Raw genomic sequence first — 12,497 nt, 5'->3', positions numbered from 1 at the left:
ACTGTAAATCTGCCGTCATCGACTTCGAAGGTTCGAATCCTTCCCCCACCACCATCTCCCCATGTCATACCCAGTTTAATCTACCTACAATACTTAATATTCTGCCCTACGGGGAAGGATGAGAAGCTTCGATTAAGGTTCGACTCGAGCGTCAGCGAGAGAACGTTGCCGCAGGCAACGGCCCGAAGGGCGAGGCGCTTAGCGCCGAGTAATCCTTCCCCCACCACCATCTCTCCATGTCATACCCAGTTTAATCTACCTACGATATTCTATGTTCTGCCCTACGGGGAAGGATGAGAAGCTTCGATTAAGGTTCGACTCGAGCGCCAGCGAGAGAACGCTGCCGCAGGCAACGGCCCGAAGGGCGAGGCGCTTTAGCGCCGAGTAATCCTTCCCCACTCCTGTTGCACTCTCTTCAGCCACCTGTTCTGCTATCTCCTCGCTCGCGCTTCGCTTAGCGAGGCTACAGGTGGTGCCGTTTGGTAGCCAGGACAGGTGCGCAGCACCGCCTCCGGGAAAACTCACAGCGGGGGCAATCGTCTTTTTACCGGTGAACTCTTCACCACCGACGTATTGCACTGCGCATACTCCGCGAGACCATCCAATATCGTATCCAACTGCGCAATATCACGGACCACGAGACGCATAACAAAACAATCCTCTCCGGTGACCTTGTCGCTTTCAATACACTCCGGCATCGCCTGGATATATTTATCCACTTTTTGCAGCAATCCCGGTAGCGGTCTCACTCGAACTAATGCCTGCAGGCTATATCCCAACGCCGCCAGATTAACCCGCGCGCTATAACCCTGAATCACCCCTTTTTCCTCAAGGCGTTTTACCCGCTCGGCGGTACTCGGCGAGGTCAATCCCACCTGCGCACTCAATACCTTAAGCGAAACTCTGGCATCTTGCGTCAGGCAGGCAAGAATCGCCCGGTCTATTTCATCAATTATGTATTCCATTTATTTCACCTAATAAATAAAGGCATTCATTTGTTCTTACCTTAATTCAGATATATCAAGCTGTCAGGCTTTTCACGACAATAATGGAAAACTTCTGGAGGTGATATATGCAGCTTTCTCGTGGTGTCTGGCAAATGAGTCTGGCGATGATAATTTCCGGCTCGATTGGCGCGTTCGTGCTGCTCTCAGGGTTACCGGTGATTGATGTGGTGTTCTGGCGTTGTCTTATTGGCGCGGTCGCATTACTGCTGTTTATTTTGTTAAGTCGACAGCCCTTCAGCCGCCTGACGCGCCTCACTCTGGCGCTGGCAATCCTTGGCGGCGTCGCGCTGGTCATCAACTGGCTTCTGCTTTTTGCCGCCTACTCACGCGTTTCTATCGGGATGGCCACCGTGGTCTACAATACCCAGCCCTTTATGCTGGTATTACTGAGCATGATGCTGGGTGAAAAGGTAAGCGCAGTAAAATGGGGATGGTTACTGCTGGCCTTTGGCGGCGTGGTGATTCTGCTGTCGAGCGAACTGACTCCCTCCCACAACGATAATCTCGTCACTGGTATTATCCTGGCGTTAGGCGCGGCATTTTTCTATGCCCTGACCGCCATTATCGCCCGCAAACTGCAGCCGCTACCGGCGCAGCATATCGCTTTTATTCAGGTTATCGTCGGCACGGTGATGCTTTTACCGCTGGTTCATCACCCCGAATTTAATAGCCATTTTCCCTGGCGCTATTTGTTAATCCTCGGCATCGTCCATACCGGGATTATGTACCAGCTTTTATATAGCGCGATTCAAAAATTGCCGACGCCGGTCACCGGTTCGCTCTCGTTTATCTATCCGCTGGTGGCCATTCTGGTTGACTATCTGGTTTTCCATCATGCGCTGGCGCCGCTGCAGTTGGCTGGAGGGGTACTGATTCTGCTTGCCGCTGCCGGCAACAACCTTGGTTGGGGCGAAAAAAAACCCCGCCATGGCGGGGTGAGTCAGCCGTCGCGAATGAACTAGCGACGCGCGCGCACAATCTGGTATTTGCGCGTCAGGTACTCGACCGGCGCGCTCCAGATGTGAACCAGACGAGAGAACGGGAACAGCAGGAACAGCGTCATCCCCAGCACCAGGTGAACGCGGAAGACAAACGCCACGCCATCGAGATGCTGCGAAGCTCCGCCGTGGAAGGTGACCACCGACTGCGCCCAACCGACCAGTTTCATCATTTCGCTACCGTCCATATGCTGGGCGGAGAATGGAATGGTCAGCAGTCCCAGCGCGCATTGCACCATCAACAACGAGAGGATCAGAATATCCGCTGTGGTGGTGGTAGCGCGAACGCGTGGGCTCAGCAGACGGCGCTTAAGCAGCAGTAAACCGCCCACCAACGTCATCACGCCGCACGCGCCGCCGGCAAACATGGCCATCTTCTGCTTCACGTCGATCGGCAGGAAGGACTCATACATCCAGTGCGGGGTCAGCATGCCGAGGAAGTGACCGGCGAAAATACCCAGGATCCCGATATGGAACAGGTTTGACGCCAGGTTCATCCCTTTACGATCCAGCATCTGACTGGAGGCGGCGCGCCAGGTGTACTGACCGTAGTCGTAGCGCAGCCAGCTGCCAATAAGGAACACCGAACCCGCAATGTACGGATAAATGTCAAAGAAGAACATATTCAGGAAGTGCATTAGTGCTGTCCTCCGTTAGAGATATTCAAATATTGCGGGGCCACGGCTCCGGCAAAACGACGCTGGTGAGCGGAAATCTCCGACTCGCCGCAGCCCTGGTCGGCAAAGAATTTGACCTGCTCTTCTTCCCAAACGGCATCCAACGCCTGCGGTGTATCGTCGCGGGCCTCGTCGGCGATCTTCTCCGCCACTTTCTGGCTATCGACCTGTGTATTGGCAAGCTTCAACAGCAGCTCGAACAGCATCGCATAGCGGCTTTCGCGCTGTTGCAGACGCGCGCTGAGCAGGCCGAGGATCGGCGCAACGTCCCGCAGGCCGCCAAGCGCTTCCTCTTCCGGCAGCTGCGCCAGATACTCCAGATACAGCGGCAGGTGATCCGGCAGCTCATGGCTATCCAGCAGCAGGCCGTGGCGCTCGTACTGCGCCATCAGGTCGACCATCGCCTGCCCGCGATCGCGGGACTCGCCGTGGACATGTTCAAACAGCAGCAGCGAAGTAGCACGGCCGCGGTCAAACAGCTCGCTGTACGCAGACTGGGCGTCCAGCGGATCCTGAGCCACTAAATCGCGCAGGAAAACGCCCAGCGCCTGGGCATCTTCTTTGGCGAGTTTTTCCGATGACGCGAGAGCCTCGAACATCTCCTGCTGATGCTGCCATAAGGCAGCGTCAGGGTATTCGAGCAGACGCGACACAATCACGAGTTCAATCATGAGTGCGGCTCCGTTTTGCTGGTAACGTCAATGGCGTCGATACGACGGCTGTTGAACAGGTTGAATTCGCTATCAGAACCGTGGCAACCATCGCCGAAGGTAAAGCCGCAGCCGCTCTTCTCCGGGAAGGCATCGCGGGCCTGTTCACGATGGCTACTCGGCACCACGAAACGGTCTTCGTAGTTAGCGATGGCCAGATAGCGGTACATCTCCTGCGCCTGCGCTTCGCTCAGCCCCACCTCTTCCAGCGCGCGGGTATCAACGACGCCGTCGACGGTTTCCGCACGTTTGAAGTGGCGCATCGCCAGCATACGTTTCAGCGCCAACAGTACCGGCTGGGTATCGCCCGCGGTCAGCAGATTCGCCAGATACTGGACTGGAATACGCAGGCTTTCTACGTCCGGCAGGATCCCGTTGCTACCCAGTTCGCCCGCATCGGCGGCGGACTGAATCGGCGACAGAGGCGGCACATACCAGACCATTGGCAGGGTGCGATATTCCGGGTGCAGCGGCAGCGCCAGCTTCCAGTCCATCGCCATTTTGTAAACCGGCGACTGCTGCGCGGCTTCAATGACCCCCTGCGGGACGCCATCTTTTAACGCCTGCTCAATCACTTTTGGATCGTTTGGATCGAGGAAGACGTCCAGCTGACGCTGATACAGATCTTTCTCGTTCTCGGTGCTGGCGGCGTTTTCAATCGCGTCCGCGTCGTATAGCAGGACACCGAGATAGCGGATACGGCCCACACAGGTTTCGGAACACACCGTCGGCATGCCTGATTCAATACGCGGGTAGCAGAAGATGCATTTCTCGGATTTCCCGCTCTTCCAGTTGAAGTAGATCTTCTTGTACGGGCAACCGGTGATGCACATACGCCAGCCGCGGCACTTGTCCTGGTCGATCAGGACAATACCGTCCTCTTCACGCTTATAGATGGCGCCGCTCGGGCAGGTCGCGACGCACGCCGGGTTCAGGCAGTGCTCGCACAGGCGCGGCAGATACATCATGAAGGTGTTTTCGAACTGGCCGTACATCGCCTTCTGCATATTTTCGAAGTTCTGGTCTTTGGCGCGTTTTTCAAACTCGCCGCCGAGGATCTCTTCCCAGTTCGGGCCGCTGGTAATTTTGTCCATCCGCTGGCCGGTAATCAGCGAGCGCGGACGGGCGATCGGCTGATGTTTGCTTTCCGGCGCGTTATGCAGATTCTGGTAGTCAAAATCAAACGGCTCGTAGTAATCATCGATTCCCGGCAGATGCGGGTTGGCGAAGATTTTACCCAGCAGCATCGCGCGGTTGCCCATACGCGGCTGCAGTTTTCCGTTGATTTTGCGGATCCAGCCGCCTTTCCATTTTTCCTGGTTTTCCCAGTCGTTCGGGAAACCGACGCCCGGCTTACTTTCTACGTTGTTGAACCAGGCGTACTCCATCCCTTCACGACTAGTCCAGACGTTTTTGCAGGTTACGGAGCAGGTATGGCAGCCGATGCATTTATCGAGATTCAGCACCATGCCGACTTGTGAACGAATTTTCATTTTACGCTCTCCTGTACCTGGTCATTACCTTCGCCGTCTAACCAGTTAATGTTCTTCATCTTACGTACCACAACAAACTCATCGCGGTTGGAACCGACGGTGCCATAGTAGTTAAAGCCGTACGCCAGGTGGCCGTAGCCGCCGATCATATGGGTCGGTTTTGGCGTAATACGGGTAACCGAGTTGTGGATACCGCCGCGCTGACCGGTGACTTCAGAGCCCGGCAGGTTAACGATACGTTCCTGCGCGTGGTACATCATGGTCATTCCGGCCGGTACGCGCTGGCTCACTACCGCACGCGCCGTCAGGGCGCCGTTGGCGTTAAATACTTCGATCCAGTCGTTATCTTCGATACCCAAATCTTTCGCGTCCGCTTCGCTCATCCAGACGATCGGCCCGCCGCGCGACAGGGTCAGCATCAGCAGGTTATCGCTGTAGGTCGAGTGAATCCCCCACTTCTGGTGCGGCGTCAGGAAGTTCAGCGCCTTCTCCTTATTGCCGTTGGACTTCTCGCCCATCACCGCTTTCACCGAACGGGTGTCAATCGGCGGACGATAGACCAGCAGGCTTTCGCCAAAGTCGCGCATCCACTGGTGATCCTGATACAGCGACTGACGGCCGGACAGCGTACGCCACGGGATCAGCTCGTGAACGTTGGTGTAGCCAGCGTTATAGGAGACATGTTCGTCTTCCAGGCCAGACCAGGTCGGGCTGGAGATGATCTTACGCGGCTGCGCCTGAATATCGCGGAAGCGGATCTTCTCGTCTTCTTTATTCAGCGCCAGGTGCGCATGCTCGCGGCCGGTAAATTCGCTCAGCGCTTTCCACGCCTTCACGGCTACCTGACCGTTGGTTTCCGGCGCCAGAGTGAGGATCATCTCGGCGGCGTCGATAGCGGTCTCCAGCTTCGGCTGGCCTTTCGCCGGGCCTTCCGCCTTGGTGTAGTTGAGCTTACGCAGCAGATCCATCTCGCTCTGGGTATTCCAGGCGATACCTTTACCGCCGTTGCCGATGGTTTCCAGCAGCGGGCCGATAGAGGTGAAGCGCTCGTAGGTCGCCGGGTAATCGCGCTCGACCGGAATAATATGCGGAGCGGTTTTACCTGGGATCAGGTCACATTCGCCTTTTTTCCAGTCTTTAACGTCAAACGGCTGCGCCATTTCTGCGGCGGAATCGTGCTGAATCGGCAGCGTCACGACGTCGGTTTCTTTGCCGAGGTGGCCTACGCAGACTTCAGAGAATTTCTTAGCGATACCTTTATAGATGTCCCAGTCGCTTTTGGATTCCCAGGCCGGGTCAACGGCGGCAGACAGCGGGTGAATAAACGGATGCATATCCGAAGTATTCATGTCGTCTTTTTCGTACCAGGTTGCGGTCGGCAGCACGATGTCAGAGTACAGACAGGTGCTCGACAGACGGAAGTCGAGCGTAACGACCAGATCCAGTTTGCCGTCGAGACCGTTATCCCGCCATTCAACTTCTTCCGGCTTCACGCCGCCCTGCTTGCCAAGGTCTTTGCCCTGAATACCATTCTCGGTACCCAGCAGGTACTTGAGCATGTATTCATGGCCTTTACCGGAGGAACCCAGCAGGTTGGAACGCCAGATAAACAGGTTACGCGGATGGTTTTTACCGTTCTCCGGCTGTTCGGCCGCAAAGCGAATAGACCCCTCTTTCAGCGATTTCACGGTGTAATCGACCGGCGTCATGCCGGCTTTCTTCGCTTCGTCAGCAATACGCAGCGGGTTCACGCCCAGCTGCGGCGCCGACGGCAGCCAGCCCATACGCTCAGCGCGCACGTTGAAGTCGATCAGATGTCCGCTGTAGCGGGATTTATCCGCCATCGGCGACAGCAGTTCCTGCGCGGTGACCGTTTCATAACGCCACTGGCTGGAGTGGTTATAGAAGTACGATGTACTGTTCATGTGGCGTGCCGGACGCTGCCAGTCGAGGGCGAACGCCAGCGGCTGCCAGCCGGTCTGCGGACGCAGTTTTTCCTGACCAACGTAATGCGCCCAGCCACCGCCGCTCTGGCCAACGCAGCCGCAGAAGATCAGCATGTTGATCAGCCCGCGGTAGTTCATGTCCAAGTGGAACCAGTGGTTCAGGCCCGCACCGACGATAATCATCGAGCGGCCATGGGTCTTATCGGCGTTATCGGCAAATTCACGAGCAGTACGGATGATATGCGCGCGGGGTACGCCGGTGATTTTTTCTGCCCAGGCCGGAGTGTACGCTTTGACGTCATCGTAGCTGGTGGCGCAGTTTTCATCGTTCAGACCGCGCTCCAGGCCGTAGTTCGCCATGGTCAGGTCATAAACGGTGGTCACCAGCGCGGTGGAGCCGTCGGCCATCTGCAGGCGTTTTACCGGCAGTTTGTGCAGCAGAATGTTTTCGAGGTCGACTTTGTTGAAATGCTCGGAACCTTCGCCGCCAAAGTATGGGAAGCCGACGTTGGCGATATCGTCGTGGCTGCCAAGCAGGCTCAGACGCAGTTCAATCTCTTCGCCGGTTTTACCATCGCGCTGCTCGAGGTTCCACTTGCCTTTGTCACCCCAGCGGAAGCCCAGAGAACCGTTAGGTACGGTCATTTCGCCCTTCTCGTCAAAGGCGACGGTTTTCCATTCCGGATTCTGCTCCTGGCCCAGGGAGTCAACCAGGTCGGCAGCGCGCAGCATACGGCCAGCGGCATAGTAGCCGTCGCGCTCTTCGAGCATAACCAGCATCGGCATGTCGGTGTAGCGACGTACGTAATCGGTGAAGTACTGGCTCGGTTTATCGAGGTGGAACTCACGCAGCATGACGTGGCCCATCGCCAGCGCCATCGCGGCATCGGTACCCTGCTTCGGCGCCAGCCACAGATCGCACAGCTTGGCGATTTCGGCATAGTCCGGAGTAATCGCCACGGTTTTGGTCCCTTTGTAGCGAACTTCGGTAAAGAAGTGCGCGTCCGGGGTACGGGTCTGCGGGACGTTGGAACCCCAGGCGATGATATAGCTGGAGTTGTACCAGTCGGCGGATTCTGGCACGTCGGTCTGTTCGCCCCAGGTCATCGGCGAGGCCGGCGGCAGGTCGCAGTACCAGTCGTAGAAGCTCAGGCAGGTACCGCCAATCAACGACAGGTAACGGGCGCCGGACGCGTAGGAAACCATAGACATCGCCGGGATTGGCGAGAAGCCTGCCACGCGGTCTGGACCGTAAGTTTTGACGGTGTAGACGTTTGAGGCGGCAATCAGTTCGTTCACTTCTTTCCATGAAGAACGAACAAAACCGCCGCGGCCGCGGGCCTGTTTAAAGCTTTTCGCTTTATCGGCATCTTCAATAATAGAAGCCCATGCCTCAACCGGATCGCTATGCTGAACTTTCGCTTCACGCCACATCTTCATCAGACGCTTACGCATCAGCGGATATTTCAGGCGGTTAGCGCTATACAGATACCAGGAGTAGCTGGCGCCGCGCGGGCAGCCGCGTGGCTCATGGTTCGGCAGATCGGGGCGGGTGCGCGGATAATCGGTCTGCTGGGTTTCCCAGGTGACCAGGCCATTTTTGACATAAATTTTCCAGCTGCATGAGCCGGTGCAGTTCACACCGTGAGTGGAACGCACGATTTTGTCATGCTGCCAACGCTGGCGGTATCCATCCTCCCAATCCCGGTTGGTTTTAAGAAGCTGGCCGTGCCCATCGGCAAAGGTTTCACCCTTCTGTTTGAAGTAGCGAAACCGGTCCAGAAATTTACTCATCGGGTTTCTCCTGATATGGAGCCTGACGGCTCTCTGATAAATCGACATTGCTGGATTTGCAGCGAAAATAGCGCCATGTCGGAGGAGGAGAATTGATGGCGATCAATGCGAAATAGCTTATAAATCCGCACCCAACCCGCAGATACCACCAAAGTAGTAACGATATTTATTAAATATCCAATTGTTTTATAAGGATTATTTTAAATATGACAGAATGTTAACCGGGATTTATGCCACGCTTAGGTATTAAGTGGTAGATAGCATATCGATAGTTATCTCCCTGAATTCAACAACCTTGCGCAGATTAAAAGTATGTTGTAACTAACAACAAATAATAAAAAGGGCGCACCCTGTGGCGCGCCCTGTCACTTACCGTTAAGAAAAGACTTATTTCTGTTTACGGCCGTATACCGCCCATGTGATCACTACGCAGGCAATATAGAACACGAGGAAGACTTTCATTGCCCCGGCCGGCGAGCCGGTCAGATCCAGCGAAATACCAAATGCTTTCGGAATAAAGAAACCACCGATCGCGCCAATCGCCGAAATAAAGCCCAGCGCCGCGGCGGTATCCGTTGCCGCTTCACGCATCGCCTGCGCTTCGCTACCACCCTGCGCTTTCACGCGATCCATCGTAAGCTTACGGAAAATAACGGAAATCATCTGGAAGGTAGAGGCGCTGCCCAGCCCGGCGGTCAGGAACAGCACCATAAATACCGCGAAGAAGGCGATGAAGTTGCCGCCCTGACCATTTGTCGGCAAAGTCAGGAACAGTAACGCGCAGAAAATAGCCATCACCACGAAGTTCACCAGCGTCACGCGGGTCCCGCCGAGACGGTCGGAAATCGCGCCGCCCATCGAGCGCGCCAGCGCGCCAATAAACGGACCGAAGAAGGCATAGTGTAGGATCTGCACGTCCGGGAACTGGGTTTTAGACAGCATCGCAAACCCGGCGGAGAAACCGATGAAGGATCCGAAGGTCGCCAGATACAGCAGCGCCATAATCCACAGATGCAGGCGTTTAAGTACCGGCAACTGTTCGCTCAGTGACGCTTTCGAGGCCGACAGGTCGTTCATAAAGAACCACGCTGCCAGGGTAAAGATAATCAGGAAAGGCACCCAGATCCACGCGGCGTTTTCCAGATACAGCATTGAGCCATCCGGTTGCTCGCTACCGCTTCCGCCAAATACGGCAAAGATAGAGAGCGAGACCACCAGCGGCGCAACCAGCTGCATCACGCTGACGCCCATGTTGCCAAGCCCACCGTTAACACCCAGCGCGCCGCCCTGCTTCTCTTTCGGGAAGAAGAAGCTGATGTTCGCCATGCTGGATGCAAAGTTAGCGCCGGCAAAGCCGCACAGCAGAGAGATAATCACGAACACGCTAAACGGCGTAGAGGTATCCTGTACCGCGAAGCCCAGCCATACGCACGGAATAATCATGATGCCGGTACTAAAGGCCGTCCAGCGGCGGCCGCCGAACAGCGGGACCATAAAGGCATAAGGTACGCGCAGCAATGCGCCGGAAAGGGCCGGGAGCGCGGTCAGCATAAACAGCTGATCGGTAGTAAACTGAAAGCCAACTTTATTAAGATTCACGGCGACGGCGCTGAACAACATCCAGACGCAGAACGCTAGTAAAAGGCAGGGAACGGAGATCCACAAATTACGGCTCGCCACACGGTGGCCGCGCTGTTGCCAAAACTCAGGATCTTCAGGACGCCAGTCGGTGATGACTGAGCTGTTAGCCTTCTCCGGGATTGAAGAGTGACTCATAGATACCTCTGATTATTCATATTTCCTGATGCTACCTTAGGGGTTGCTCAAGGCTGTAAGTTGATATAAATCAAAGGAAAAGCGCGGGCCATTTTGTGCAAAAATAAATCATGCTCCGAAGTGAGTAGATAATTATGAGAAAAAAAGTGTGGTTTTTCACGCGGCTGCCGGGTTTCTGGTTATCCCTCCCACCACGGCGTCTACCACCGACAATTAAGGAGTAATACCTTAGGGGTATGGGTATACTCCAGGGGATAGCTGAGAATAAGCGCCACTCCCGGAGAGATGACCCATCAGGAGCCACCCATTCCATGTTAAAACGTCTTTTTACGCCGCTCACGTTGGTTAATCAGCTGGCGTTAATCGTGCTGCTCGCCACCATCATCGGCGTGGCCGGCATGGCGATATCCGCCCGCCTGGTGCATGGGGTGCAGGGCAGCGCCCACGCCATTAACAAGGCCGGCTCGTTGCGTATGCAGAGCTACCGCCTGCTGGCGGCTATTCCGCTAACGGACAACGATCAAAAACTGTTTAACGATATGACCGCTACCGTTTTCAGCCCGGAGTTGCAATACTCCGCGCGTCGTGACGGCCAGGAAGTCCAGCTGAAAGCGCTACAGCAATATTGGCAGTTGTCGCTGGGACCAGGCATGAAACAGGCCGTCAGGCAAAGCGACGTGGCACAGGATGTCGCCGACTTTGTCGACCGTATTGACCAGTTGGTGACCGCTTTCGACCACACCACCGAACAGCGTATCGAGCGCGTGGTCTGGATCCACCGGATCCTCGCCGTTGGCATGGCGCTGCTGCTGATCTTTACCATCATCTGGCTACGCGCCCGTCTGCTGCGACCGTGGAAACAGTTACTGGGTATGGCGCGGGCGGTCAGCCAGCGCGACTTTACCCAGCGCGCGCACATTAGCGGGCGCAACGAAATGGCGACCCTCGGCATGGCGTTGAATAACATGTCGGAAGAGCTGGCGGAAAGCTACGCCGTGCTTGAACGACGGGTACAGGAAAAGACCGCCGGCCTCGAGCAGAAAAACGAGATCCTGGCCTTTTTATGGCAGGCCAACCGTCGGTTACACTCCAGCGCCCCGCTGTGCGAGCGCATCTCACCGGTGCTGAACGGTCTGCAAGGGCTGACGTTGCTACGTGATATTGAAGTGCGGGTGTATGACCTCGAGGATGAAGACAATCATCAGGAGTTTGCCTGCCACTCCGATATCGAATGCGATGATAAAGGCTGCTATCTGTGTCCGCGCGATCTTCCCCCGCTGCCGGATGGCGGCACGACGTTGAAATGGCGACTTTCAGACGCGCATAATCAATATGGCATTCTGCTGGCAACGCTGCCGGTTGGCCGCCATCTCAGCCATGACCAACAGCAACTGGTGGATACGCTGGTGGAGCAGTTGACCAGCACCCTGGCGCTGGATCGCCATCAGGAAAAACAGCAGCAGCTCATCGTGATGGAAGAGCGTGCGACCATCGCCCGCGAGCTTCACGACTCTATCGCCCAGTCACTCTCGTGCATGAAGATGCAGGTCAGCTGTCTGCAGATGCAGGGCGATAGCCTGCCGGATGAAAGCCGGCTGCTGTTGGGGCAGATCCGCAACGAACTCAATACCTCATGGGCGCAGCTAAGGGAGCTGTTAACCACCTTCCGCCTGCAGCTTACCGAGGCGGGTCTGCGCCCGGCGCTGGAGGCCAGCTGTCAGGAGTACAGCGCGCACTTTGGTTTCACGGTACAACTGGATTATCAGTTGCCGCCGCGTTTTGTCCCGTCGCATCAGGCGATTCACCTGCTGCAGATCGCCCGCGAGGCGTTAAGCAATGCGTTGAAGCATGCCAACGCGACGGAAGTCACCGTGACCGTGTCACAACGCGATAATCAGGTACGTTTAGTCGTTGCCGATAACGGCCGCGGGGTACCGGAAAACGCGGAGCGAAGTAACCATTACGGTTTAATTATTATGCGGGATCGCGCGCAAAGCTTGCGCGGCGACTGTCAGGTGCGCCGCCGGGAGACCGGCGGTACCGAAGTCGTGGTGACGTTTATCCCGGAAAAATCGTTTTCAATCCAATAAGGAGAC

8 protein-coding genes and 2 other RNA genes are annotated in these 12,497 nt (G+C 56.0%); 4 read left to right on the top strand and 6 right to left on the bottom strand.

Annotation, left to right across the window (positions count from 1 at the left end; genetic code table 11):
- Positions 1-97: 97 nt before the first annotated feature.
- Both ABLV17_RS08540 and ABLV17_RS08535 read left to right on the top strand, forming a co-directional pair.
- A non-coding RNA gene (locus tag ABLV17_RS08540) (RtT sRNA) lies at positions 98-229 on the top strand.
- A 43-nt stretch (positions 230-272) separates the two neighbouring features.
- Positions 273-405: non-coding RNA, RtT sRNA (locus ABLV17_RS08535), on the top strand.
- Between the two features lie 116 nt (positions 406-521).
- On the opposite strand, the gene ABLV17_RS08530 is transcribed toward ABLV17_RS08535, so the two are convergent.
- Positions 522-965 (bottom strand): Lrp/AsnC family transcriptional regulator, encoded by a 444-nt coding sequence (locus tag ABLV17_RS08530; protein WP_049056889.1) that lies wholly within the window; start codon positions 963-965, stop codon positions 522-524.
- 107 nt (positions 966-1,072) lie between these two features.
- Here ABLV17_RS08530 and ABLV17_RS08525 point away from each other — a divergent pair, with 107 nt between their 5' ends.
- Complete coding sequence (locus tag ABLV17_RS08525) at positions 1,073-1,969, top strand: DMT family transporter (RefSeq protein ID WP_271031889.1); 897 nt, start codon at positions 1,073-1,075, stop codon at positions 1,967-1,969.
- Here the strand turns inward: ABLV17_RS08525 and narI are convergent.
- The 5 genes from narI to ABLV17_RS08500 all read right to left on the bottom strand — a co-directional run bounded on the left by narI (position 1,966) and on the right by ABLV17_RS08500 (position 10,401).
- Entirely contained in the window at positions 1,966-2,643 is a 678-nt protein-coding gene (narI, locus tag ABLV17_RS08520) for a respiratory nitrate reductase subunit gamma (RefSeq protein ID WP_015367083.1), read from the bottom strand. The two genes, ABLV17_RS08525 and narI, sit on opposite strands and share 4 nt — an antisense overlap.
- On the bottom strand, positions 2,643-3,353 hold the full coding sequence (narJ, locus tag ABLV17_RS08515) for a nitrate reductase molybdenum cofactor assembly chaperone (protein WP_045375167.1): 711 nt from the start codon (positions 3,351-3,353) through the stop codon (positions 2,643-2,645). The genes narI and narJ overlap by 1 nt, the downstream gene beginning before the upstream one ends.
- Positions 3,350-4,885 carry a nitrate reductase subunit beta gene (gene narH / locus ABLV17_RS08510; RefSeq protein ID WP_087857950.1) on the bottom strand — a complete coding sequence of 512 codons (1,536 nt, stop codon included), beginning with the start codon at positions 4,883-4,885 and terminating at the stop codon, positions 3,350-3,352. The genes narJ and narH overlap by 4 nt, the downstream gene beginning before the upstream one ends.
- Positions 4,882-8,625: a nitrate reductase subunit alpha gene (locus ABLV17_RS08505; RefSeq protein ID WP_213316724.1), complete on the bottom strand. Its 3,744-nt coding sequence runs from the start codon at positions 8,623-8,625 to the stop codon at positions 4,882-4,884. Before ABLV17_RS08505 ends, narH begins: the two co-directional genes overlap by 4 nt.
- A 387-nt stretch (positions 8,626-9,012) precedes the next feature.
- The gene (locus tag ABLV17_RS08500) at positions 9,013-10,401 is read right to left on the bottom strand and encodes a NarK family nitrate/nitrite MFS transporter (protein ID WP_045393811.1); all 1,389 of its coding nucleotides are present in this window, start codon (positions 10,399-10,401) and stop codon (positions 9,013-9,015) included.
- Between the two features lie 311 nt (positions 10,402-10,712).
- Here ABLV17_RS08500 and narX point away from each other — a divergent pair, with 311 nt between their 5' ends.
- On the top strand, positions 10,713-12,491 hold the full coding sequence (gene narX, locus ABLV17_RS08495) for a nitrate/nitrite two-component system sensor histidine kinase NarX (protein ID WP_213316722.1): 1,779 nt from the start codon (positions 10,713-10,715) through the stop codon (positions 12,489-12,491).
- Positions 12,492-12,497 lie beyond the last annotated feature (6 nt).

Source organism: Klebsiella sp. CN_Kp091 (assembly GCF_040065095.1).
GTDB classification, from domain to species: Bacteria; Pseudomonadota; Gammaproteobacteria; order Enterobacterales; family Enterobacteriaceae; genus Klebsiella; species Klebsiella aerogenes.
This window is presented reverse-complemented; position numbering and strand designations above follow the sequence as displayed.

What these genes read in the sequence shown, in the direction of transcription:
- ABLV17_RS08530 (WP_049056889.1), bottom strand. Translation starts at nt 965, where the DNA reads ATGGAATACATAATTGATGAAATAGACCGGGCGATTCTTGCCTGCCTG.
- ABLV17_RS08525 (WP_271031889.1), top strand. Translation starts at nt 1,073, where the DNA reads ATGCAGCTTTCTCGTGGTGTCTGGCAAATGAGTCTGGCGATGATAATT.
- narI (WP_015367083.1), bottom strand. Translation starts at nt 2,643, where the DNA reads ATGCACTTCCTGAATATGTTCTTCTTTGACATTTATCCGTACATTGCG.
- narJ (WP_045375167.1), bottom strand. Translation starts at nt 3,353, where the DNA reads ATGATTGAACTCGTGATTGTGTCGCGTCTGCTCGAATACCCTGACGCT.
- narH (WP_087857950.1), bottom strand. Translation starts at nt 4,885, where the DNA reads ATGAAAATTCGTTCACAAGTCGGCATGGTGCTGAATCTCGATAAATGC.
- ABLV17_RS08505 (WP_213316724.1), bottom strand. Translation starts at nt 8,625, where the DNA reads ATGAGTAAATTTCTGGACCGGTTTCGCTACTTCAAACAGAAGGGTGAA.
- ABLV17_RS08500 (WP_045393811.1), bottom strand. Translation starts at nt 10,401, where the DNA reads ATGAGTCACTCTTCAATCCCGGAGAAGGCTAACAGCTCAGTCATCACC.
- narX (WP_213316722.1), top strand. Translation starts at nt 10,713, where the DNA reads ATGTTAAAACGTCTTTTTACGCCGCTCACGTTGGTTAATCAGCTGGCG.